This window comes from Pseudoalteromonas sp. NZS11, from assembly GCF_015864765.1.
In the GTDB taxonomy this organism is placed as follows: domain Bacteria; phylum Pseudomonadota; class Gammaproteobacteria; order Enterobacterales; family Alteromonadaceae; genus Pseudoalteromonas; species Pseudoalteromonas arctica.
In genome coordinates this window covers 646,807-671,108 of record NZ_JADYWP010000001.1, presented here as the reverse complement: position 1 = coordinate 671,108, position 24,302 = coordinate 646,807, and the positions used below count along the sequence as shown (strand labels likewise).

Below are 24,302 nucleotides of genomic sequence, written 5' to 3'. Positions count from 1 at the left end.
ACCAATGTTGTCATAATTAGCCGTTTACTAGTTTCTCAATGAAAAACTCTAAATGCCCAGATGGTTGATTTGGTATTGGCCATTTAACTGCTTTTGTCGCCAGCGCTTTGAACGCGAGAGCGGCTGGCGAACTTGGAAAGAGCTCAACAATCACCTTTTGGCGACGTGTTGCTTTGCGCATATTTTCGTCATAAGGAACCGTTGCTACTAGCTCCATTGAAACATCTAAAAAGCGATCGGTAACTTTAGATAGTTTTGCAAACAATTCAGTGCCTTCACGCATACTGCGGACCATATTGGCAACAATTTTGAACTTATAAACACCGTGCTCGCGGCTTAATACTTTAATAAGTGCGTAAGCATCGGTTATTGATGTTGGTTCATCGCACACTACAACCATTACATCTTGTGCTGCTCGTGAGAAGCTTAGCACCATGTCTGAAATACCAGCGGCTGTATCTACAATTAAAATATCAAATTCGGTATTCAATTCGCTAAATGCACGAATTAGCCCGGCATGCTCAGATGGCGATAATTCAACCATACTTTGCGAGCCCGATGTAGCGGGTACAATTTTAATACCAGCAGGCCCTTCAACTAAAATCTCGTCAAGCTCACATTCACCTGACAAAACGTGTGATAAATTGCGCTCTACACGTAAACCAAGCATCACATCACAGTTTGCTAAACCTAAGTCAGCATCCAGCACTAATACTCTATTACCTTGTTGCCCTAGTGCAATAGCAGTATTTAGAGAAACATTTGTTTTCCCCACCCCACCTTTACCACCGGTTACAGCGATAACTTTTACGCCGTTGTTATTGTTTTGACTCATTTTGCGCAGGCCGCTTGCTTGATCTAATACTGTGTTAATCATACATCCCTACTGTACTTGGCGCCACTGCTTGGTGCCTTGAATGTTGTGCTTTTGTTCTTTTTAAATATAACTGCTCAGCCTTTTTCACTAGTTTTTCAGCATTTGCAACACGAATATCTTCTGGCACTCGTTGACCGTTAGTAAGATACCCTATTGGAAGGCGATTTTGAATCGCAATACTAATTATCTCACCCAAACTTAATGATTCATCTAACTTAGTGAAAATACAACCACTTAACTGTACTTTTTTAAAGTGACGTACTGTTTCTTGTAATACATTAATTTGTGCCGTCGCGCTTAGTACTAAGTAACTGCGAATATCCACACGTTGGTTACGCATTAACGTGTTTAACTGCTCAGTTAAACGTAAATCTCGCTGACTCATACCTGCTGTATCAATTAATACTAGACGTTTATTTCGTAAATGATATAAAACTTCAGCTAATTCATTAGCATCTTTAACTTGCTTTACACCACAACCAATAATACGGCCGTAAGTAGCAAGCTGTTCATAAGCACCAATTCTGTATGTATCAGTGGTTATTAAGGCCACTTTATCAGCGCCATATTTTTGTGCGCCTAACGCTGCAAGCTTAGCAACTGTTGTTGTTTTACCAACACCTGTTGGACCCACTAACGCATATACACCACCTTGGCGAAGTATTTCATTATTGGTTGTTTGCATTTGATCTTCGACCATCGTTAACAACGCTTTCCAGCCTTGCTTACGAGATACATCATCAGGTACAAAACATGCCATTTGTTGCGCGACTTCTTTATCAATACCCATACCGACTAAGCGGTCAACCATGCAAGCGCGTGTTGGATCGCGACGCGCCATATCTTGCTGCATTAAGCCTGATACTTGATGCTCAAGTAATTGACGAATTGCGTTCATTTCTTCACGCATTGTTGTCATTTCTTCGCTTTCATTATTGGGTGTTTGTTGGCGAGCCGTTACTGGACTATCTAAATCATCAAAGTCGCTGTCTAAATCATCAAAACCTAAGCTATCCGCTTGAGTTTGTGGACGAACTGGCGCTGCATTTTCAGGAGCAAACATATTTTTAGTACGCTGTTCCATAACTGGTTCTTGATAGTTATCGGTAGTATCAATACCTGATTGTGAAAACATTGATGCAAGTTCAGGGGAGCGAGGACGCGGTGATTGGCGCTCTAACAAAGCCTGTAGGCTGTCAGCCACTTTTGCCTGCGGCTCTGGTTTGGCACGCTGAGGCTCTGGTTTTACAAAATTATGCATACTTTGCTGTGGTGCTTGAGCACGCGGCTCTGCAGTACGTTGTGGTTGCGCTGCTACTTTAGGGGCTGCTTTGTCATAATCAACTGCCGCTACAATTTCTACACCGTTAGCCAGCTTCTTATTTGACATAATAACCGCATCAACACCTAACTCATCTTTAACTTCTTTAAGTGCTGTGCGCATATCTTTAGCAAAAAAACGTTTAATTTTCATGATTCAACCCCTGTTAAAATCTTATTGTTGGCCTACAGAGCTAACAATCTTGATCTGTCTTTCGTCTGGTACCTCTTGATAAGACATCACTCTCAATCCTGGAATGGTGTACTTAACAAAACGAGATAACACAGTGCGTAACATTCCTGACGTTAGCAATATAGAAGGTTCACCGGCCATTTCTTGATTTTGATGCGCTTGTGTCAATGACACTTGAAGTCGCTCTGCAAGTCCAGGCTCAATACCGGCACCTTCATCGCCTGCATTTTGTAATGACTGATGCAACATCTGTTCCAACTCAGGTGCCAAGGTTATGACAGGGATTTCTGATGACATACCAACCGCATCTTGAACAATTAACCGACGCAGAGAAATACGCACTGCAGCCGTTAATACATCAGGGTCTTGGCTACGCGGACCATACTCAACAAGGGTTTGAACAATTGAGCGCATATCGCGAATAGCTACACCTTCATTCAATAAATTTTGCAGTACTTTTACAATTGCAGTTAATGGCAACACATCAGGTACTAGTCCTTCTACTAAGCGAGGATGGCTTTTAGCAAGCATATCAAGCAGGTTTTGAACTTCTTCATGCCCTAGTAGCAACGCCGCACTGTTAGTTAATAACTGGCTAATATGAGTGGCAACTACCGTGGCTGAATCTACAACGGTATAACCTAGTGATTGCGCTTCATCTTTTTGATCAGGCTTAATCCATACTGCATCAAGGCCAAACGCAGGATCTTTGGTTTCAACCCCTTTAATTGGGCCAAATACTTGCCCTGGGTTAATTGCTAGCTCGTCGCCATGTTTAAGTTCGCTTTCACCTGTTGAAACACCCATTAGCGTTATTCTGTAAGCATTAGGGTCAAGCTCTAAATTATCGCGAATATGAACAGGTGGTACTAAAAAGCCAAGTTCTTGAGAAAGCTTTTTACGTACACCTTTAATACGATTAAGTAACTCACCACCTTGAGATTGATCTACCAATGGAATTAATCTGTAACCTACTTCTAAGCCAATTACGTCAACCTGCTGAACATCATCCCAACCAAGTTCTTTTTGCTCTTGTTTATTGGTAATACCTGTTGCAGCGCTTCCGCCACTGGCGGCTTCTTCGGCTTCTGCTGCAGCGGCTTTTAACTTAGTTTGCTGTGTGTAGTAAGCTAAATAACCCAGTAACGCACCTAAACTTAAAAAAGCAAAATGCGGCATACCAGGCACTAAACCCATGATGATCAAAATACCTGAAGCAATAAAGAGTGATTTTTCGTTACCTAGTTGTTTCTTAAATTGGTCACCCATATTGAGCGACTCATTTTGACGTGTTACAACAATCGCGGTACCAATTGAAAGCAGTAAAGAAGGGAGTTGAGCAACTAAACCATCACCAATGGTAAGTAATGTATATACTTCCATTGCGTTGCCAAAACTCAAATTATGTTGAATCATACCGACAAATAAACCACCAACAATATTGATGATTAATATAACAATACCTGCAATGGCATCGCCTTTTACAAATTTACTCGCACCATCCATTGAGCCGTAAAAATCAGCTTCGCGAGTTACTTCCTCGCGGCGATCACGCGCTTGCTCAGCACTGATAAAACCAGCGTTTAAATCGGCGTCAATTGCCATTTGTTTACCCGGCATTGCATCAAGGGTGAAACGTGCAGATACCTCAGAAATACGCCCAGCACCTTTAGTAATTACCACAAAGTTAATAATGATCAGAATTAAGAATACGACTAAACCAACAGCGTAGTTACCACCAATAACAACTGAGCCAAACGCTTCAATTACTTTACCGGCAGAATCACCACCATTATGACCTTCAAGTAATACAACTCGAGTGCTGGCAACATTAAGCGCTAAGCGCATAATCGTAGCGATTAGTAATACAGAGGGGAATATACCAAACTCAACCGGCTTCATCGTGTAAACAGTCACGAGTAAAACCACTAGTGCGAGGGCAATATTAAACGAGAAAAGAATATCGAGTAAAAATGGCGGTAACGGTAAAATCACCATTCCCAAGGCAGCAAGCACAAGCAAAGGAGTACCTACCCCTTTGGCATAGTCTTTTTTGTCTCTGTTAAGTTGTTGTAATACCGCTTTAAAACTCATAATTCTACAATTTCAAAAAATTGACACTACGTAGAATTTGCAATAACTATTCCAAGTTACTAAGTTAACGGTTTAATACTTGTAGGCATCGGGGATTGGGAGCTTATTATTAAGTTTAGTTGGGCGTTTTCCGCGCCCTTTATTAAAGCGCTTAAGCTGAAATACATACGCTAAAACTTGCGCTACTGCAGTAAATAGCTGATCGGGTATTTGCTCTCCTACTTCAGCAGTATGATAAAGCGCTCGGGTCAACATGGGGGATTCTAAAATAGGTACTTCATTCCCTATTGCTACTTTTCTAATTTGCATCGCCATTTCATCGATACCCTTAGCAAGCACTATTGGCGCTCCTGCGCGCTCTGTATCGTATTTTAATGCTACTGAGTAGTGAGTTGGGTTTGTAACAATAACATCAGCGTCAGGGACATCTTGCATCATACGGTTTTGCGACATTTGCCTTTGAGTTTGCCTAATACGCGCTTTTATTTGTGGGTCACCTTCAGAGTTTTTATACTCATCTTTAATCTCTTGCATGGTCATTTTAAGTTGTTTGTTATGGTTATAACTTTGAAATGGTGCATCAATAGCCGCAATAATAATTAAAGTGCACGAAAGACCTAAAAACATCCAGCCTAAAATCTCTAAGGCATGGATAATATTACCTGGTGCACTTTCTAAACTTAAATGCAGTATTTCATCAAAATAGGTATTAATTAAAAATATAGCAAAACTTGCAACCAAACCAAATTTTAAAAGTGACTTTACAAGCTCAATAGCCGCTTGCGGGCCAAACATACGTTTAAAGCCTTTCATTGGCGACATTTTACTTGCTTTAGGTGCAGCGGCTTCCCAGCTAAAATTAAAACCACCTAGTAACGTATTACCAATAAATGCAGCCAAAACTATAATTAATACAAACATAGCCATAGGAAACATTAAAGCGTCTGCAACCTCTCCCCATACGGCAAACATTTTAGTAGTATCAAAGGCTTCGTTACGATTTAAGCTAAGGGTTCGGCCCATTACATTGTATAAACCTTTACCAATTTCTGGCCCATACATCAAAAGTGATATAGCCGAAAAAATAAGTACAAACATGGTACCTAGCTCTTTTGAGCGCGCTATTTGGCCTTTCTTTTTAGATTCTTCAAGCTTTTTTGATGTGGGTTCTTCTGTTTTTTCTTGTCCTGAGTCTTCAGACATGACTTTCTCCTAAGGTGAGCAACCAACTAAAGTACACATTAGCTCAACCATTTTTAACCATTGAAACTCAAACTGAGTAACAAAGTTACCTAGTGTCGCCCAAATAATAATAAGTCCCGCTACCAAGGTAAACGGAAAACCAATAGAGAAAATATTTAATTGCGGTGCTGCACGCGTCATAATACCAAACGACATATTAATAACGAGCATCGCGGTAAGCGGTGCAAGTGAGAGTACAAGTGCTGTAGTAAACATCCAGCCGCCCCAAGTCACTATGTCCCAGTAATGATCTACAGACCACCATGTGCCATCAATGGGTAGCACTTGAAAACTATGCACCACCATTTGAATCATCATTAAATGACCGTTAAAAGCAAAAAATAATAGGGTGGCCAAAATAAGAAAAAACTGGCCCACAGCAGGCACACTCGCACCATTAGAAGGGTCAATAACCGAAGCAAAACCTAAACCGGTTTGCATCGCGAGTATTTGCCCTGCTAACACAAAAGTATTTAATAAAAGTATAGATGCAAAACCAATAGCAACACCAATCAGCATTTGTTGAATAACGACTAAAATCATCTCAAACGAAAATAAATTAGTGAATGTAGCTGGGGGCAGAACAGGAACTACAACAAAAGTTACAACAACCGATAAACCCATTTTTATACGTGTAGGAACATTTTTAGCCCCCAAACCAGCCATAATCATAATCATTGAGCTAATGCGTACCAGCGGCAACAAAAAATCGCTCAACCATTGAATAACGACAGCAAAGGGGTATTCCACGTTTAACCTGCAATTTCAGGAATAAGTAATACTAGGCGAGTAAAAAAGTCCATTAGCTCTTGAGTAAGCCAATGCCCACCCACAATAAGCGCACTAATGGTAATTAATAAACGAGGTAAAAAGCTCAATGTTTGTTCATTGATAGACGTTGCGGCCTGAAACACAGCAACCACTAAACCAATAATTAAGCCTGGGACTACAATTGCAGACACCAGCTTAATAACTAAAAAAAGAGCGTCACTTAGGATATCAACAAAAATTTCCGGTTCCATGTTGTACTCCTATTGTTGGGTCATGTTAATGCTTTGCATACTAAGTCCCTAAACCAAAACTTTTGGCTAGAGTCCCCATCACTAAGCTCCAGCCGTCTACAAGTACAAATAACATAATTTTAAACGGTAAGGACACAATCATGGGTGAAAGCATCATCATACCCATCGCCATTAATACCGAGGCGACCACTAAATCAACAATTAAAAATGGGATAAAAAACATAAACCCTATTATAAATGCGGTTTGCAATTCGCTGGTTACAAAGGCAGGTATAAGCACTATTAACGGTGTATCTTGTGGCGAATCTAGCTGATCATAACCGGCAATTTTAGCAAACGTTTCTAAATCTTTTAAACGCACTTGTGAAAGCATAAAGGCTTTCATTGGCTCTTTAGCCAGCTCTAAAGCTTGTACTGAAGTAACCTGCTCATTTAAGTAAGGCTCTATAGCTCGCTCGTTTACCTGCTGATAAATAGGCGACATTATAAAAATACTTAGAAAAAGCGACATACCTAATAACACTTGATTTGACGGTGTTTGCTGCAAACCAATTGCTTGGCGCAAAATGGCGAGTACAACAATTATTCGTGTAAAGGAGGTCATCATAATTATGGCAGCCGGTATAAAACTCAGCGCCGTCATAATTGCTAAAACTTGTAACGTTACTGAGTAATCCTGTGTGCCATCAGCGTTTGTTGTAATAGTAAGCGCATCAATTCCTTCTGCGCTTACACTTGGTACAAACACCATGGCAAAAATAATAAGCAGCCACTTTGTCATAGGTTTAATTCTTTTTATTTTGGTTTGATTGCGGGTTTAAAAGTTTACCAAATCGTTTAGCGAGTTCAGGTAGTTCTTTTTCACTTAATGGGGTTTCTAACTTGTGTAAGTAATTAATACTGTGGGGAGTTACACCAAGTAAATGCTGAGCATTATCTATCTCAACAACCATTAAACGCTCGCGAGAACCCAAAGGTAGACTTCTGACTACTTTAAATTCATCGCTGTTTGCTAAATTTGGATTAAGCTTTTTAACAAAAAATGCCAGCACAATGATTAGTACTAGCACCATTACAAGCGACAGCACCATAGAGAGTATATCTCCAGTTGGTGTTGCCACATCTGCTTTTGAAAAAACGGAACTCGTTAAAGCAATTAATAAGCTCATCGTAGTTTTTTGATCCGCTCTACTTGGCTTATCACGTCAGTTAAGCGAATACCAAACTTATCGTTTACTACAACTACTTCACCATGGGCTATCAAAGTGCCATTAACTAGCACGTCTAGCGGCTCGCCCGCAACACGGTCAAGCTCAACAACAGAGCCTTGGTTAAGTTGCAATAAGTTACGAATATTAATTTTAGAGCGTCCTACTTCCATTGAAATAGTAACGGGGATATCTAAAATAGTGTCGAGTTTTCGTTTTTCATCGCCACTCATTTCGTGTTTTGAATCACTTAACTCATCAAGCTCTGCAACATGTGCTTCGCTACTATCATCTGGAGCTTCGGCTTCTGCTAATGCTGCTGCCCATTCATCCATTGTGTCTTGATCATCGCTCATACTTTTAACCTTTTAATCAATTACCAGTCTAAGTCTACACCGTCAGAGAGGTGTAAATCATCTTCTAGTTCTGCTAATTCTGCATCTGAGTCAATTTTCTTGCCGCCTTTGGTAAATACATGCAGCTCAGATTTAACTGAATCAGGTCGTTTAATTTTTTCACTAATTTGAAGTGCAACATTATCGCGAGAGCGACCCATTTTGGCTCTAAATGTAGGTAGTTCTTCAACAAATACGGTTATATGCTCAGGCATTTCAACCGGAATAATATCACCGGCTTTGAGTTCCATAATTTGTTTTAAGGTTAAATCAACTTCAAGTAACTGAGTTGATATTTCAACCTCTACATCCATTATTTCATCGCGAAGCGCTTTGCTCCAACGTAAATCAGTATCTTCAGTATCAGACTGAACACCCGCATCTAACAGCTCTCGAATTGGCTCAAGCATTGAATACGGAAGTGCAATATGAAAATCACCACCGCCACCATCGAGCTCAATATGAAAAGAACTAATAACCACAACCTCAGTTGGGCTTACAATATTAGCCATAGCTGGGTTTACTTCAGAATCGAGATATTCAAACGATACATCCATAACCGGTGCCCAAGCTTCTTTATAATCTTCAAAGATTATTTTAAGGAGCATTTGTACAATTCGGCGCTCTGTTGGCGTAAATTCTCGGCCTTCTATTTTTGCATGATAACGCCCGTCACCACCAAAAAAGTTATCTACCAAAATAAACACAAGTCGTGCTTCCATGGTAATCAGGCCAGTGCCTTTTAAAGGTCTAAAACGCACCATATTTAAGCTGGTTGGAACAAATAAAGTATGAATATACTCGCCAAACTTAATCATTTGCACGCCGTTAATAGACACCTCTGCGGTGCGGCGCATCATGTTAAATAGGCTAATTCGCATATGACGAGCAAAGCGTTCATTAACAATTTCCAGCGTCGGCATACGACCACGCACGATCCGATCTTGCGAAGAAAAATCGTACTGAAGCGTACTTCCCCCGCCATCTTCACCTTCGTGTATATCTTCCTCTTCAACGTCATCAACGCCATGTAATAGCGCATCAATTTCGTCTTGGGATAATAAATCGCTCACGCTAACCCCTTATTGCATCACAAAGCCGGTAAACAATACCCGCTCAATTACTTTGCTGCCTTCAACATCCATTAAGGCTTTTTGTACCTTTTCAAGTGCAGAAAAACGAAGTGTTTCTTTACCTGAGCTCGTACTTAACTCATCAGCAGTTGTAGTAGAAAACACGCTTAGCAGCGTCCCTTCTATTAGTGGAATGTGTTTTTTGGCTGTTTCTTCATTTACTTCGCCACGTACTAGTAACTGTACTTTAATTTGCACAATTCTGTCGCGACTTGAGCCGGGAACGTTAAATACAAATGGGCGTGGCATTGACACATATAAAGCACTGCCTATTTCAGCTGAATCACCAACTGCAGCAGAAGGTGCATCTGCTGACATCGCAGTCTCTTCATCTAAGGTTTCAACTGGCGCATCCGAACCCGACATAAAAAAGTAACCTGCAGCACCGCCTACAATAAGTAGTACAGCTACTATGATTATTATTAGTTTCTTTTTGCTTTTACCGGTTTCTTCAATTTCTAAACTTGTTTCTTCAGCCATCATGATTCCTTTAATCGCAAAGGTACTTGCTTGTTTTAGTTATTATAATAGCAGCACTTAGGCATAGTAATCTATTGATGATGAAGTTTGTTGTCGAGAACTTTGTGCAGTGTTATTTGCTTGCTCGTCGTTTTCATCATTAACTGACTTATTATTAGCCATATTACCTTGGGGTCCACTCTCACTTTGCTCGGCAGTTTCACCACCTGATTGCCCATAAGAAATAGTACTTTCACCAAGCTCTAACCCTTGTTGCGCTAACATTTCACGTAAGCGCGGCATTGATTGTTCAAGTGCTTCTTTGGCTTGCTGGTTTTGTACTACAAAGTTTATATGTGCTTGTTCTGCATCGCTACGAATACGTATTTGCATACTGCCCATTTCAGGAGGATCTAGGCGAATTTCTGCTTCTTTGTTATTAATGCTCAACATTGAACTAACGCGCTCTTGCAGTAATTTAGCTGCATCACTTTTAACAATATTAATTGCCTGCATTACACCAGGATCAATACTTACTTGCTTAACTTGCGATGTACTTTGTAATTGTTGAGTTTGTATTATTTGGGTATCAAGTAAGCTCTGCTCATAACTTAATGAGTCGTATTGGCTTAATGTGCTCACTTGCTGAGTATTTAAAGCAGCTGTAATTTGCGTAAATATTTGTGCTACGCGTGCAGGTGTTTGTTCTGCAGTTATTTTTTTAAGGCCATCTTTTTGTAATTCTTCAAGTGATTTTAATAAATCATCACGCTTAGTTGAGGTTGTTACGGCTTTATTTAAATCAGCCTCTTCGTTTGTTGATGTCTTTAAGCTTAACTTTTGTGGATTATATACTGTATTAGGAGTCTCTGACGCTACAAACGTTTTTGAGTCTGTCTTAGCGGTATCGGCAAGTCCTATTTCAATTGAAGCTTTTAATTCATTAACTGTTTGCTTAAGCACTGCCAATTGCTCGCCTTTAGGCTGCTCTGTTTTAATATAAGCGTTTAATTGCGTTAATAAGCTTTGTTTTTCAGTTGTATTAAGTGAATTGATTTCTGCGCTAAAAGATTGTTTTGTGCTCGTGCTCTGCGTTTTTTCGTTATCAGTAATAAATTGCGCAAGCATTTGCTTAAGATTTGAAGTGCTACTAGTTGCGTTACTTGTTGAATCAGTATTTTCTAATACTTTAACTTGCGCGTTAAGTTGTGAGCGCTGCTCAGGCGTTAAACTAGCAATAACATCATTAGCTTTAATTAAGCTCGCATCTTTAGTCATTAACGTATCTATTGCTGCATTATTATCTGCTTCAGTTGCGACTAAAGAAGACTGAGTAACGCCCGCTTTGTCGGTGAGTGTTGGCAAAACTATATTATTTTCATCAGCAGACTTATTTTGTCCTAGCTGCTCTTTAAAACTCATTGATGCAACTTCAGGTTTTTCTAATATAGGGCCAATGCTGTCATCGGGCTTTTTATTTATAGAATTTAATGGCCCTTCAATAGCTTCAGCAACACCACTTTTACGATGCTTGCCTTCATTTAATGGTAATGAATTCAAAGATGGTGAGCTAAAGTTATCGCTTTTTGCATCAGTTAATTTAGCCGTTTTAGAGCCTACATTAGTGGCAATTGGATTTTGCACTACACTGGCTGTATTCGCTTCTTTAGCCGATACTTCATCACTTGTATTAGTGGATGCAATTATTGGTGTGCTTTGTAATTCTGAATTCTCTATTTCTGTGTTTTCTATTTCGGTATTCTCTGCTTGTGTAGCTTCTAGCTCTGCATTTTCTGATTCTAAACTGTTAGTTGCATCGAACGGCTTATTGACCGAAGTGCTCATTGCTTGTGCTGAATTAATTTGATCAAGCATCTCAACAGACACAAAAGTAACTTCGTCAGTTATTACTTCATCTAGCTTTACGCTCAGATTTTCATTTTCTTCTGGCTGTTTATGCTTAGGTATGGCAATAGAGTTTTCGGCATCGGGATTTTTATTGCCTTTAAGCAAAGGCTCCATAGAGTTATGCGCTTCGTTTAGCTGACTTAAAAATTCATCGCCTAAATTTTCTCCGCCATTAGCTAAGCTATTGTCTTTAAAAGCTAACAGTGAATCTTTTTCAGAAGAAACTAAAAACGAAATGTTATTCATCGCCATAAATCACCTAATACCATTACGGCAATATGCCACCGCATACCGCCAAAAGTTGAATCCCACTAAGTAACAAAGCAATTAACGTGCCTGAATTACAAAGCTTTACGACGTTGAAAAAACTGATTAGCTGAGAATTCATCTAACATTTTTTGCTCATTTTTAGCCATTAACGCATTTGCTTTAAGTTTTTGATTTTCGATTAGTTTGGCAACTGCTTTAGCTTTAATTTGCTGCTTAAGCCATAGAGTTTTACGTTGAGTAACAACTTGCTTAGCTGTATTTACGGTACTTGCTTGTTGGCGAATTGCCTCTTCAATTTTAGCTATAAAAGCATGGTACTGACCAAACCCCGCACTAGATAAACCCGACTTACCTTTTAGGTGTAACTGCTGAGAGTATTCAAGTCTAAAATTGTTTAAACCTTGTAGCTTTTGTTGATTCGATTGCAAGTTTTGATTAGCTTGTAAGTAACTCATGCGCAAATTTTCTTCTTTATCATTTTCAATTTTGAGCAATAAATCGAGTTTGTTTTTAGCCATTATGCTTGTCCTAGTAACTGAGCAAGACCTTGCAGACCATCATCGTAACTAATGACATCTCGCATACCTTGTTGTAAAAATGCATTCACTCTTGGCATCATATTTATAGCTTGGTCGAGCATTTGATCGGTCCCTTTTTGATAAGCACCTAAGGTAATCATGTCTTTGTTTTGTTGATACATTGAATACACTTGTTTAAGCACTCGGGCTTGTTGCATATGCGGCTCAGAAACAACTTGAGGCATAACACGCGAAATCGACTTTTCAATATCTATAGCGGGATAGTGCCCACTGTCAGCTAAATCACGCGATAGTACAATGTGGCCATCTAATATAGCTCGCGCTGCATCAGCAATAGGATCTTGCATATCATCGCCTTCACTCAACACCGTAAAAAAGCCAGTAATTGAACCTTGCCCTTCACCGCCATTACCAGCACGCTCCACCAGCGCAGGTAATTTAGCAAACACCGAAGGCGGATAACCCTTTGTAGCGGGCGGCTCGCCAACAGCAAGTGCAATTTCACGTTGTGCCATTGCATAACGCGTTACCGAATCGAGTAACAATAATACGTTTAAACCCTGATCTCTAAAATACTCTGCAATAGTTACGGCGCTCTCACAGCCTTTTAAACGCATAAGTGGTGATGAATCAGCAGGCGCTGCGACAACAACTGAACGTTTGCGCCCTTCTACACCGAGTATTTCTTCAATAAATTCTTTTACTTCGCGGCCACGCTCCCCCACTAAGCCAACAACAATGACATCGGCTTCGCTACCTCGGGTCATCATACCGAGAAGTACTGATTTACCCACACCAGAGCCTGCAAATAAGCCCATACGCTGGCCTTGCCCTACTGTGATAACCGAGTTAATAGCACGTACACCTACATCCATAGGCTTAGTGATTGGTCTTCTTGAAAGCGGGTTGATAGTATTTTGCGCAAACTTTAAATGATGCTCAGCATTAATTTTACCTAAGCCATCTAGCGGTCGCCCTAAACCATCCACCACGCGGCCTAATAAACTCATCCCTACAGGTAAACCTAAATTATTTACTTGAGGAATAACACGCGCACCAGGTAATACACCAGAGATGTGGTCGTTAGGCATTAAGTACAAAGTTTGATCGTTAAAACCGACTATTTCGGCGTCTACAAAGCCGTTCATAGTTTCTATTTTACATTGGCTACCAACGGGTGCACGTAAACCTCTAGCCTCAAGGGTAAGGCCAACAACACGCGTTAAAATACCTGCTACAGCAGGCGCTGGAGTTTTAATATGTTGTTGATATTGAGATAAGCGTTCGCTTAAAGGTGCACGTTGAGTTGACATAACACGCCAATAAAATAGTTAGATACCACTATTATGCAAAAAACTATCCAACGTTTCTTTGACACGTGTTTTAAGGGTCATGTCGAGTGACGATTGCGCTGTTTTAACTTCACAGCCACCGCGTTCAAGAGTGGGTTCTGCCATTAATTGCCAGTTATTATCAATAATGGTTTGTTCGCCGTAGCTCTCTTTTATGAGTTCTAAGTCTTCGGGGTTTAAATGGATTCGTACTTTTTCTTGCTCCGCATTAAGTGAATCAATACTTTGCTTTAACGTATGTAAAATCACATCTGGCGATGTTTTTACTTCTTGATAAATAACAGCTTCCGCTAACATGCTAGCAAGTTGTACTAATTGCTTCTCGGCTTGTTCGTCCACTTTATCTAGCGGTGCAGTTAGCCCCTCTAAAATGGCTTTTAAACTTGTTAACTGCTCTTCAATTAATGGTTTTACATCTTCAAGGCCTTGTGTTTTACCTTGCTCTAAGCCTTCTTTGTAGCCTGCTTCTTTACCTTCGCCAACGCCTTTTTCAAAGCCGTCTATGTAGCCTTGCTCATGACCTTGTTTAAGGCCTTCTTCGTACGCGTCTTGTCTAATGCGTTCAAGCTCAACCATGGTAAGCGCAGGGAGTTCTGGTTCTTGTGGCTCATCAATAGGCATTTCTTCGGCTAATTCTTTTTTGTACAACTCACTAAGCGGTGTGCCGTAAGCCGTAGAGCGATTGCCAAAGCTGCTCTCATCTGGTGCTACATCTGGAATAGCCCAGTTTTTTAATAATTCATCTGCTTCATCAGCCCGAAGTGTGCGTCCTTTGAGTTTGCTCATAGTTTACAGGAACTCCTCGCCACCGCCGCCGCCCAGCTGAATTTCACCTGAGTCAGATAAACGACGCGCTGTTGATAAAATCTCTTTTTGCGCCGCTTCTACTTCGCTTATACGTACCGGTGCCATAGCTTCTAAATCATCAGCAAGCATTTCGGCTGCACGCTTAGACATATTGCCCAGTATTTTGTCTTTAAGCGCATCGTCGGTGCCCTTAATTGCTTTCATTAATACGTCTTGTTGTACTTCTCGTAGGATTGCTTGAATACCGCGGTCTTCAACATCCATTAAGTTTTCAAACACAAACATTAAGTCTTGAATTTGCTGCGACATCTCTTCGTCATGTTCACGAATAGAGTCCATTAACTGCCCTTCTACGTTGGTATCTAGGTAGTTCATAATATCTGCAGCGGCTTTTAAGCCACCCATTTTAGCGGCTTGTGCACCTGCTTGGCCGGCAAATTGTTTTTCCATGATTTCGTTTAGCTCTTGCAGTGCTGCCGGCTGAACTTCTTCAAGGTTTGCAATACGCATGGTTAAATCTAAGCGCACTTTTTCAGGGAACTGAGCAATAATCTCAGCAGACTGCTCTGGCTCTAAGTACGATAATACAATGGTTTGAATTTGTGGATGCTCATTACGAATAATGTTTGCTACCTGCTTAGAGTCCATCCATTTTAATGAATCCAAACCTTTAGCGCCTGAGCCCATAACAATTTGGTCAATAAGGCTAGCGGCTTTGTCTTCACCAAGTGCTGCAGTAAGCGCTTTTTTAATAAAATCTTCTGACTGAAAACCAATGGTACTAAAGCTTTGAATTTGTTCTATAAACAAGTTGTGTACAGCGCTAATCTTAGCTTGTGATAAGTCCTGTAACCCAGCCATCGCCATACCCACTTTTTGTACCTGTTTAGGTTCTAAGTGTTTAAGGATTTGCGCGGCATCTTCTTCTGATAAACTCAAAAGTAATATAGCGGCTTTATCTACCCCATCTAGCTTATCAACATCAAAGGCTGGCGGGAGTTGTTTTTGTTCTTGATCAGTCATCTTCTGTTAACCACGCTTTGACTACTTGTGATGATAGTTCTGGTTCGTTAGCTACAAGGGCACGAATTGCTTTGAGTAAATCTTCGTCGCCATGTAAATCCGGTAACTGCAGTGTACCATCACTTGAGAAACCAACCGAAGCAGAATCAAAGTCTTTATTTAGCATATCAAGCGTGTTGTCGCCAATATCTACGCCTGAACTTAATGCATCTTCGTCGTATTCTTCTAGTGTATCGTCTGGGTAAATTAAGCGTTTAAGCATTGGTTTTACTACTGCCATTATCAATACAATGATAACTAAGGCGCCTAATACAAGGCGGGCTATTTTCATAAACCAGTCTTGTTCCCACAGTGGCACTTCTATTGCTAAATTTGTTTCTTCACGTACAAACGGCACTGTTACGACTTCAAGTGCATCACCACGTTGCATATCAAAACCTACACCACCTTGTAGTAAGCGACGAATATTTGACAATGCCTCTACCGAGCGTGGAGTCATGGTTGTTTCACCGTTTTCTCCCACTTTAGCAATGTAGTCAACAGCAACTGATACGCTTATCCTACGTATTACACCACTTTGCTGGCGCTTATGAGAAATTGTAGTATCGAGTTCATAATTACGTGTGGCTTCTTTGTGGCTGCGTGTTGGTGACGTAGCTGTGCCTGCACCACCTTGCCCCGCAACCTCAGGAATGTTCGAATTTAACGGTGGCTGATTTGTAAGCGCACCTGGAATACCAACAGCTAGGCCGCCAATGTTATTTTCTTCAAATGTGGTTTCGCTTCTAACCGCTGGTAGGTCTGGGTTATAACGCTTTTGAGTTTCCTCAATCGAGCTAAAGTCCATGCTCAAATCAACTTGGGCTGTATAGTTTGCAAGCCCTACAACCGGTATTAAAATACTGTCTATTTTTTCAAGGTACTCTTGTTCGCGCTTACGCTCTAAGTCGTATTCTTTACGAGAGCGTGCTGCTAATGAGCTTTGCGAACCTGAATTTAGTAATCGACCATTTTGATCGGTAACAGTAACTCGCATAGGCTCTAAACCCTGTACTGCCGAGGCAATCATATCAACAACAGAATCTACTTCTTCACGGTCAAGTGAGCGCCCACGTTTAAGTGTTAATACAACGGTAGCTGATGGTTTTTTCTCTCTGCGGGCAAATACGTTTTCTTTAGGAATAGCTAACAATACTTTGGCGCGAGTAATGTTGTTAAGTTCTTCAATGGTGCGTGCTAACTGCTGTTCTCGACCATGTTTTAGGCGTTCGCGCTCTAAGCGTTGGCTTACACCAAAGCCCATATCTTGCATAATTATATCAGAGCCCGACGCTGGCCCTTGCTCTAACCCTTCGCGGGTCATTAACAATTTAATATTTTGGTATTCGCTTTCATCAACCGATACAACATTGCCATCTAGTTGATATTCAATTTGTTGCGCATCTAAAAAGTCTAGGGTTTGAATCAGCTCTTCAGTTTGCATTTTGCCCAATGGGCGCATATCTGGCTGACGAGCCCAAATAATAATGAAAATCGCGATAGCTAAACAAATAGCCAATGCTATAACCAATGTTACTTGGCGCAATACATCAACACCATTTAAAGCACTTAAGTAGCCTGACTTTTGTTCTTGTTGATCATCACCACCACTTTGGTCAATACCGCCACCAGCAAGTGCTAGGTCTGTAGATTGGTTAGATTGCGCCACAATAATTCTCCACTACCTAATTAAACAGGCATGTTCATGATTTCTTTATAAGCTTCAACAAGTTTATTACGAACCTGTACTGTAGCCTCAAAAGCAACTGACGATTTTTGAGAAGCAATCATCGCCTCAGCAAGCGATACACTTCGATCACCCATTTCAACCGCTTTTACTTTTTGACCTGCATCTTGCTGTAAACCGTGCACTGTATTTAGTGCATCACTTAGCATGTCGCCAAACTGGGAAGTAGAAGTAGGCTGAACTTGAGTCGGCAATTTATTTATTTGATTATTACGGCCGGCTTCTAAAGCCATTGATTGCATTTCTTGAAATACAGCACTGTTTTGAATTTTCATAATTTATCTCTGACACGCAGTAAACTCTTACAAGTAATAAAGCACAAAGCATGCCAAATAATTAATCATTAAAATACAATAGGTTAACTTTAATTTGTGTTAGTCAGAGTTTTGACAACCCTAAGTTCGCAGCGCAAACTTAGGGTTTATAGGAGGTTATGCAGGAAGTGAAATACCTAAATCGCGCATTTGCGCTAGTTTATAACGTAAAGTTCGTGGGCTTATGCCCAACGTTTCGGCAACGTCTTTACGCTTGCCTTGGCAACGTGCAAGGGTTTCTAAAATAATGCGATGCTCTTTGTCTTTAAGCTCATCTTTATAGCTACCGGTATCTGCCGCTAGCAAGCCCTGCTTAGGTTCAGCCTCAACAGGTGCTTTTTCATCGTAGTATGCCGAGCTTAGCGTACTTTTATCAACGCCTTTATCTGCGTGAGCTAATTCTGTTGGCGATACTGTTTGCGCTGGTGCCAATGAAGGCTCCATAACAAAATTATTAGATACTAAGTTTTCGATAAAAATAGCATGCTCGTTTATTGTATCGCCACTTCGCAGTATAAGTGCACGCTGTATAACGTTATCAAGCTCGCGCACATTACCAGGCCACGCGTGAGCCAGTAACTTTTGCTCGGCAGCTTTATCTAAATACGCCATAGGCTCTTTGCTTTTACTTATATGGCGCTCAATTAAATGCTTAGCCAATACAATAATATCGCCTGGGCGTTGGCACAATGGTCGCCACATTAGTGGAAAAACATTAAGCCTGTAATATAAATCTTCTCTAAACTGATTGTCAGACACAGCTTCTTTTAAATCACGATTACTGGTTGCCAAAATACGTACATCGAGCTGGATTGTTTTACGACCCCCTAAACGCTCTACTTCACGCTCTTGCAGTACGCGTAAAAGTTTAGCTTGCAGCCCTAAGTCCATCTCGGTAATTTCATCAAGTAAAATAGTACCGCCCTGTGCTTGCTCAAACTTACCCGGGCATGCTTGAATCGCGCCCGTAAAAGCCCCTTTTTCGTAACCAAATAAAGTGGCTTCGAGCATATTTTCAGGAATAGCCGCGCAGTTAATCGCTACAAATGGATCATTACATCGGCTCGACTTATCATGAATATAACGCGCAAGTACTTCCTTACCTGAACCACTTGGGCCAAGTACCATTACACTTGCATCAGAGCGTGCTACTTTACTCGCAAGCTCCAATAATTGAATACTAGTTGGGTCAGCAACAATAGGTCCGTCGGTTTCTTTTGCTTTTTCAGGTAAATAACGGCTCACCATATTTAACAGCACTTCAGGTGCAAATGGTTTAGCCATGTAGTCAATTGCACCTAGGCGCATGGCTTCTACCGCATCGTCAATTGTGGCATACGCCGTCATCATCAATACAGGTAAATCAGGGTGGTTTAATTTAATACTGCGTAGTAAATCAAGGCCACTCATTGCGCCCATTTGCACGTCGCTTACAACAAGCGAAAATTGATCTTTTTTAAGCAGTATCATTGCTTGCTCAGCACTGTTGGCTGCAACACATTCAATACCCGACATTTCAAGGGTATCTATTAAGGCTTCACGAAGCCCAGCGTCATCTTCGACAACTAAAATAGTGTTACTCATAATGATCCCTCTAATTTAGATGTTGCCTTAATAGGCAGTAACAAGCTAAAGCAGGCACCACCCTGCGTATTATTGGTCACATCAACACGACCTTGGTGCGCACTAGCTACCGAACTCACTACAGCAAGCCCTAAACCTGTGCCCTGACTTTTTGTAGTAAAAAATGGTTCAAAAATTTTATCGCTTTGGCTTAAATCAACACCTGGGCCATTGTCGCTCACACTAATACGAACCATATCTAAATCTTTTAAATCTCTTTGTGCACTTATTTTTACTTTTGCGCCGCCGCCAATAACTTGAATACTATTGTGCACAAGATTTTGAATAGCACTGGCCAATGCCGTTTTATTACCGACTATTTGTATATCTGGCTCTGGTAAGCTTACATCCAGTTCACTTTCGTTAAGTGCGACCATCGCATCAGCGCCCGCTTTAACTTCTGTTAAAAGCTGCTGCATTGAAACTTGCTCAACAACTTGCTGATCGCCACTTTTAGCAAATAACAGCATGTCGTTTACTTGAGTTTCTAAATCTTTTAAACGTGACATTAACTTTGTTTGAAAGTTATCGCGAGATGCTTCGGGTAAGCGCTTTGACCCTAAATTAGCAGCGTACAGCATAGCGGCTGAGAGCGGCGTACGGACTTGATGCGCCAGTGACGCAACCATTTTACCCAGCGCGCTTAATCGCTGCATATGTGCAACACGTTTTTGTAAGCGGCGAGTTTCGGTTAAATCCGTCATTAAAATAAGTTGCCCAGGCTCTGGTGCTAAAGCAGTAATATCAAGCTTTATTAGGCGCCCGTCTTTTAAAGACACTTCGTGACCATCATCTTGATGTGGCCTAAAAGAGCGCTGAATAACATTAAACCAGCGTTCGCCTTCAAGTGGCTCGCCAAGCATATCAATCGCTATTTGATTCGCTTTTGCAATCAAGCCTTTGCCATCAAGTACAACCACGCCTGCTGGCATGGTATCAACCAAATGTGAAAGCCAACTTGCTTGCTTGCGCAGATCGCTTAATTCACCAATGTACTCCTCTTGAAGTAAACATGGGTTATACTGATTTGCAGAAAAAAACTGTGGTTTTAGCACGCTAGCAAGAGCCATAATCAAATCTCGAATTGATGTAGATATATGTCTAAATGCACGATTTATACCAAAATTTATTTACATACTTATCATTAAGTTACATCAACAATTTGAGCGACATAAAAATGACGCACGCAAAAAGGAATAATAATGAGTGAGCAAATAAAGTGCCGTTGCCCGTGGCTCGACACCACTAAACCCGACTACGTTATTTACCATGATGAAGAATGGGGCGTCCCCCTTTATGATGATACAAAGCTGTTTGAATTTATCACGCTTGAATCCGCGCAAGCCGGCTTAAGCTGGTACACAATTTTAAAAAAGCGCAGCGGTTATAAAAAAGCATTTGCTAATTTTGATGTAGATAAAGTGGTACAATTCACACAAGATGACATTGAGAGATTAATGCTTAATGAGGGTATTGTGCGCAATCGCTTAAAAATTGCGGCAACTGTTAACAACGCAAAACGCTTTATAGAAATACAAGAAGAATTTGGAAGTTTTAGTAACTACCAATGGCAGTTTGTGGGTAATAAGCCGATTATAAGTAATTTAAATAACGCTGAGGACTACCCTGCAATTACAGAGGCATCAACTGCATTTGCTAAAGATTTAAAAAAGCGGGGTTTTAAGTTTTTAGGCCCTACAACGGTTTACGCTCATATGCAGGCCTGCGGTATGGTTAACGATCACAGTAATGATTGTTTTAGAAAAGAAGAAATTATTAAGGCTTTTAGTGGGTGAGTGATTTATAGCTATAAAAGTGATTTGTTCACAAAGAGGTTAAGAGACGCTGCGCTTTAGAGAAGTGACGCGTAAGTTGACTATGGTTTCTCATTTACCTTCGTTTTTCTCTTTGTGAAATAACGTTTTATTTAAATGATTAAAAGTCTTGTTTTTCACGCGAGCAAGTCTAGCGTCTACAACAAAAATAAAAACCGTGTAGGTGCGAATTTACTTCGTGCTCTTGCTAATATTTTTAAGTAAAGTGCGGTATAAAACCGCACCTACAAAACGAGGGGTTCTTTATCTACTGTGTTTGGCCAATTTATAACTAAACACTGACAGCTGCTTTTAAATCTTAATCTCTTGAAAGATTATACTTTTTCATTTTCTCAACGAGTGTTGTTCTGCGTACACCTAGTATCTCTGCAGCGCGAGCTACAACGTAATCATAGCGCTCTAACGCTTGGGTTATTAAGCTAATTTCAAGTTCGGCTAAATAATCTTTAAGTTCAATACCATCATCTGGCAATAGCCCACTACCCGTTTGGCTAAACTCAGCGTCTGGCTCACTTTCGTAATCACTAAAGCCTGTGCTAAATATGTCGTTAAAGGCGTCTTTTTCCATTAACTCTTCAGGGTATTCTGGCTCGTAGGCTTCAACTTCAATGTAACGATATTTGTTAGGTAAATCGGGAATATCAACCACTTTTTCAGGGAACATAATAACCATACGTTCCACTAAGTTAGCAAGCTCACGAATATTACCAGGCCAAGCATGTTCTTTTAAGCTCTCAACTGCGCGCTCGGTAAACTTAGCGGTAGAACCTGTTTGGTCGTTAACACGGCGCATTAACTCTTTTAAAAGCAGCGGAATATCATCAGCACGTTCACTCAGCGATGGGTTTTCGATAGGAAATACATTTAAGCGGTAATATAAATCTTCCCTAAAACTCCCCTCTTCAATCATTGTTTCTAGGTTACGATGCGTGGCCGCAATAACGCGTACATCAGCCTGAATAGCCTTTGTACCACCAACACGCTCGTAGCTGCGTTCTTGCAATACTCGCAGCAACTTAACTTGCATTTGCAGTGGCATATCGCCTATTTCATCTAAAAATAGCGTTCCACCTTGAGCTAGTTCAAACCGCCCTTTACGAGCCGATATAGCACCAGTAAACGCGCCTTTTTCGTGGCCAAATAGTTCACTTTCGAGCAGTTCAGCCGGAATAGCACCACAGTTAACCGGTACAAACGGTCCATTAATACGCTTTGAAAGCAAGTGTACATTACGGGCAACCACTTCTTTACCTGTGCCTGATTCACCTAAAATTAAAACATTAGCATCGGTTTTTGCCACTTGTTCAATTAAAAAGCGAACATCTTTTACGGCCTCTGTTTCACCAACAAGTCCATCAAAGATTTTATGCGGTTTAGTATGCTTATGCTCATTAGGCAGCATACGCTGATACTGCTGGCAGTCGTGAAGTAACTGAGTTGTCACTTCGTGATTAAATGGCTCGCAAATAAGCCCCACCACATTAGCTATACTTAATAGTGGTTTTAGCGTTTCGCCAATTAATAAAAACGGTAATGTTGGATAGCATTTAATTAAGCTTTCGTGGTCAAGTGATTGCAACGCTCCTAAAATAATCATGCATTCTTGCTGCTGATATTTTTTGCATTCTTGTTCAAAGCAGTCTTCGCTTAATAGTTGAACAGCTTCACCAATAAAGCCAAGTGAAGCATTTAATCCTATTGCGCGGTTGTTATTATTATCTAAAATCAAGATCATATTTAGCGAGCCGTACTTTCACTAATTTGTATAATTAGTTAAATTGTAAGCCAGTTCAGCATGGATGCAAGTGGTAGCGGCAGTTTTTTGACATAAACGCCAAAAAACAGACGGGCTAGTTAAGTCAATCATACTTAATAGTTAATCATTAAGTATGAGTTGTAGTTTTAACTTAGTTATTACTCAGCGATTACTTAACGATTACCTAAATACAACTTAGCTCTAATAATTAATTTACTCGGCAATAAAAATGCTATTGTTAGTAAATAAACTCAATTATAAATTTAAGTTGAAGTTACAAATGCCGATATATAGATAAGCAAAAACGCTTGGCATTAATATTGCTTTGTTCTTATAAAAGTATAAAAGCTTTATTGATTTTTTATATAAGTTTTTATAATAGCTTTCACATAATTTTATCGTTTTAAATTTTAGGATTTCCCCATGGCTCATGTCTCAGTAAAAAAATACGGTCAAGTTCGTGCTAGTAGTATTGCCGAAATGGCTCCTTACGAACAAATAAACCTTATATTCAGTAATATTATCGGTCGCTTAGCAGCAACAAAAGGGTTTATTGAGCGCAAAGAAATACAAAAAAAAGGTGAAAACATTTCAGCCTGTGTTTTATTATTTGGTGCACTGCAAGACGCACTCAACTTAGAAGTAGAACAAGACCCTAGTATTTCTAACAATTTATTGGCACTTTACGATTACTGCCAACGCCGTTTAACGCAAGCGAACATAAACAACGATATTGAAGCTATTATTGAAGTATCAAGTATCGTTAAAGAAATTAAAGAAGGCTGGGATAACATCCCGCTAGATCAACGCAGCCCTGCGGTTTAATTTAAATTATGGACTCGCCAACATCTTCAGAGCAACTAACAAACTACTCTGAGCTCATACAAACGTTGCTTAGTAAAATTGAAGTGTTAGTAAATGATGATAATGCAGACGAAGCTCAGCCTTTTTTAGACACTTTAAACACTGAACTAAAGCAATGGTGCGAAAGTAGCGAAGGTCCAAGTACAGAGCAATTAGAATTAATTCAGCTTCGTATAAATACCATTTTAGTAAAAGCGAATAGTGCAAAAAACGAGTCATCAAAAGCTATTATTAAACATAAAAAGTCTGGTAAGGCCATTAAAGCTTATAAAAACACCTAGT

24 protein-coding genes are annotated in these 24,302 nt (G+C 40.3%); 3 read left to right on the top strand and 21 right to left on the bottom strand.

From position 1 onward, the window contains the following. Positions 1–16 precede the first annotated feature (16 nt). The 20 genes from I6E82_RS02925 to I6E82_RS02830 form a co-directional block, all read right to left on the bottom strand. The gene (locus I6E82_RS02925) at positions 17–877 is read right to left on the bottom strand and encodes a MinD/ParA family ATP-binding protein (RefSeq protein ID WP_007585809.1); all 861 of its coding nucleotides are present in this window, start codon (positions 875–877) and stop codon (positions 17–19) included. Continuing rightward, complete coding sequence (gene flhF, locus I6E82_RS02920; protein ID WP_007585808.1) at positions 870–2,351, bottom strand: flagellar biosynthesis protein FlhF; 1,482 nt, start codon at positions 2,349–2,351, stop codon at positions 870–872. Before flhF ends, I6E82_RS02925 begins: the two co-directional genes overlap by 8 nt. Before the next feature lie 21 nt (positions 2,352–2,372). Next, a complete protein-coding gene (gene flhA / locus I6E82_RS02915; RefSeq protein WP_007585807.1) occupies positions 2,373–4,484 on the bottom strand; it encodes a flagellar biosynthesis protein FlhA in 2,112 nt (703 codons plus the stop codon). 72 nt (positions 4,485–4,556) lie between these two features. Next, positions 4,557–5,687 carry a flagellar biosynthesis protein FlhB gene (gene flhB / locus I6E82_RS02910; RefSeq protein WP_007585806.1) on the bottom strand — a complete coding sequence of 377 codons (1,131 nt, stop codon included), beginning with the start codon at positions 5,685–5,687 and terminating at the stop codon, positions 4,557–4,559. A gap of 9 nt (positions 5,688–5,696) precedes the next feature. Beyond that, entirely contained in the window at positions 5,697–6,476 is a 780-nt protein-coding gene (fliR, locus tag I6E82_RS02905) for a flagellar biosynthetic protein FliR (RefSeq protein WP_007585805.1), read from the bottom strand. A 2-nt stretch (positions 6,477–6,478) separates the two neighbouring features. After that, positions 6,479–6,748: a flagellar biosynthesis protein FliQ gene (gene fliQ / locus I6E82_RS02900; protein ID WP_002959325.1), complete on the bottom strand. Its 270-nt coding sequence runs from the start codon at positions 6,746–6,748 to the stop codon at positions 6,479–6,481. 40 nt (positions 6,749–6,788) lie between these two features. Continuing rightward, entirely contained in the window at positions 6,789–7,529 is a 741-nt protein-coding gene (fliP, locus tag I6E82_RS02895) for a flagellar type III secretion system pore protein FliP (RefSeq protein ID WP_007585804.1), read from the bottom strand. 4 nt (positions 7,530–7,533) lie between these two features. Next, positions 7,534–7,917, bottom strand: a complete 384-nt coding sequence (gene fliO, locus I6E82_RS02890) for a flagellar biosynthetic protein FliO (RefSeq protein ID WP_010553903.1) — start codon at positions 7,915–7,917, stop codon at positions 7,534–7,536. Continuing rightward, complete coding sequence (gene fliN, locus I6E82_RS02885; RefSeq protein ID WP_007585803.1) at positions 7,914–8,312, bottom strand: flagellar motor switch protein FliN; 399 nt, start codon at positions 8,310–8,312, stop codon at positions 7,914–7,916. The genes fliO and fliN overlap by 4 nt, the downstream gene beginning before the upstream one ends. A 20-nt stretch (positions 8,313–8,332) precedes the next feature. Then, positions 8,333–9,424 (bottom strand): flagellar motor switch protein FliM, encoded by a 1,092-nt coding sequence (fliM, locus tag I6E82_RS02880; RefSeq protein WP_007585802.1) that lies wholly within the window; start codon positions 9,422–9,424, stop codon positions 8,333–8,335. A 9-nt stretch (positions 9,425–9,433) separates the two neighbouring features. Further along, on the bottom strand, positions 9,434–9,964 hold the full coding sequence (gene fliL / locus I6E82_RS02875) for a flagellar basal body-associated protein FliL (protein WP_007585800.1): 531 nt from the start codon (positions 9,962–9,964) through the stop codon (positions 9,434–9,436). A gap of 57 nt (positions 9,965–10,021) precedes the next feature. Then, positions 10,022–12,103 (bottom strand): flagellar hook-length control protein FliK, encoded by a 2,082-nt coding sequence (locus I6E82_RS02870; RefSeq protein ID WP_197116676.1) that lies wholly within the window; start codon positions 12,101–12,103, stop codon positions 10,022–10,024. Positions 12,104–12,192: 89 nt separating this feature from the next. Next, on the bottom strand, positions 12,193–12,639 hold the full coding sequence (gene fliJ, locus I6E82_RS02865; RefSeq protein ID WP_024589948.1) for a flagellar export protein FliJ: 447 nt from the start codon (positions 12,637–12,639) through the stop codon (positions 12,193–12,195). Beyond that, positions 12,639–13,973 carry a flagellar protein export ATPase FliI gene (gene fliI / locus I6E82_RS02860; protein WP_024589949.1) on the bottom strand — a complete coding sequence of 445 codons (1,335 nt, stop codon included), beginning with the start codon at positions 13,971–13,973 and terminating at the stop codon, positions 12,639–12,641. Before fliI ends, fliJ begins: the two co-directional genes overlap by 1 nt. 18 nt (positions 13,974–13,991) lie before the next feature. Further along, on the bottom strand, positions 13,992–14,798 hold the full coding sequence (gene fliH / locus I6E82_RS02855; RefSeq protein ID WP_024589950.1) for a flagellar assembly protein FliH: 807 nt from the start codon (positions 14,796–14,798) through the stop codon (positions 13,992–13,994). Positions 14,799–14,801: 3 nt separating this feature from the next. Further along, complete coding sequence (gene fliG, locus I6E82_RS02850) at positions 14,802–15,842, bottom strand: flagellar motor switch protein FliG (RefSeq protein ID WP_007581881.1); 1,041 nt, start codon at positions 15,840–15,842, stop codon at positions 14,802–14,804. Further along, complete coding sequence (fliF, locus tag I6E82_RS02845) at positions 15,835–17,550, bottom strand: flagellar basal-body MS-ring/collar protein FliF (protein ID WP_007581880.1); 1,716 nt, start codon at positions 17,548–17,550, stop codon at positions 15,835–15,837. The genes fliG and fliF overlap by 8 nt, the downstream gene beginning before the upstream one ends. 20 nt (positions 17,551–17,570) lie before the next feature. Then, on the bottom strand, positions 17,571–17,903 hold the full coding sequence (gene fliE / locus I6E82_RS02840; RefSeq protein WP_008168784.1) for a flagellar hook-basal body complex protein FliE: 333 nt from the start codon (positions 17,901–17,903) through the stop codon (positions 17,571–17,573). Positions 17,904–18,059: 156 nt separating this feature from the next. Beyond that, positions 18,060–19,526, bottom strand: coding sequence for a sigma-54-dependent transcriptional regulator (locus I6E82_RS02835; RefSeq protein ID WP_197116674.1), 1,467 nt, complete (start codon positions 19,524–19,526; stop codon positions 18,060–18,062). Continuing rightward, a complete protein-coding gene (locus I6E82_RS02830) occupies positions 19,523–20,635 on the bottom strand; it encodes a sensor histidine kinase (protein ID WP_007581877.1) in 1,113 nt (370 codons plus the stop codon). Before I6E82_RS02830 ends, I6E82_RS02835 begins: the two co-directional genes overlap by 4 nt. Before the next feature lie 132 nt (positions 20,636–20,767). Here I6E82_RS02830 and I6E82_RS02825 point away from each other — a divergent pair, with 132 nt between their 5' ends. Then, positions 20,768–21,361 (top strand): DNA-3-methyladenine glycosylase I, encoded by a 594-nt coding sequence (locus I6E82_RS02825; RefSeq protein WP_197116671.1) that lies wholly within the window; start codon positions 20,768–20,770, stop codon positions 21,359–21,361. 337 nt (positions 21,362–21,698) lie between these two features. Here I6E82_RS02825 and I6E82_RS02820 read toward each other — a convergent pair whose 3' ends face one another. Beyond that, positions 21,699–23,135 (bottom strand): sigma-54 dependent transcriptional regulator, encoded by a 1,437-nt coding sequence (locus I6E82_RS02820; protein ID WP_197116670.1) that lies wholly within the window; start codon positions 23,133–23,135, stop codon positions 21,699–21,701. Between the two features lie 444 nt (positions 23,136–23,579). On the opposite strand from I6E82_RS02820, the gene fliS reads away from it, so the two are divergent. Both fliS and I6E82_RS02810 read left to right on the top strand, forming a co-directional pair. Beyond that, positions 23,580–23,981 carry a flagellar export chaperone FliS gene (gene fliS, locus I6E82_RS02815; RefSeq protein WP_024599221.1) on the top strand — a complete coding sequence of 134 codons (402 nt, stop codon included), beginning with the start codon at positions 23,580–23,582 and terminating at the stop codon, positions 23,979–23,981. An 8-nt stretch (positions 23,982–23,989) separates the two neighbouring features. Beyond that, positions 23,990–24,301, top strand: coding sequence for a hypothetical protein (locus I6E82_RS02810; protein WP_197116669.1), 312 nt, complete (start codon positions 23,990–23,992; stop codon positions 24,299–24,301). Position 24,302 lies beyond the last annotated feature (1 nt).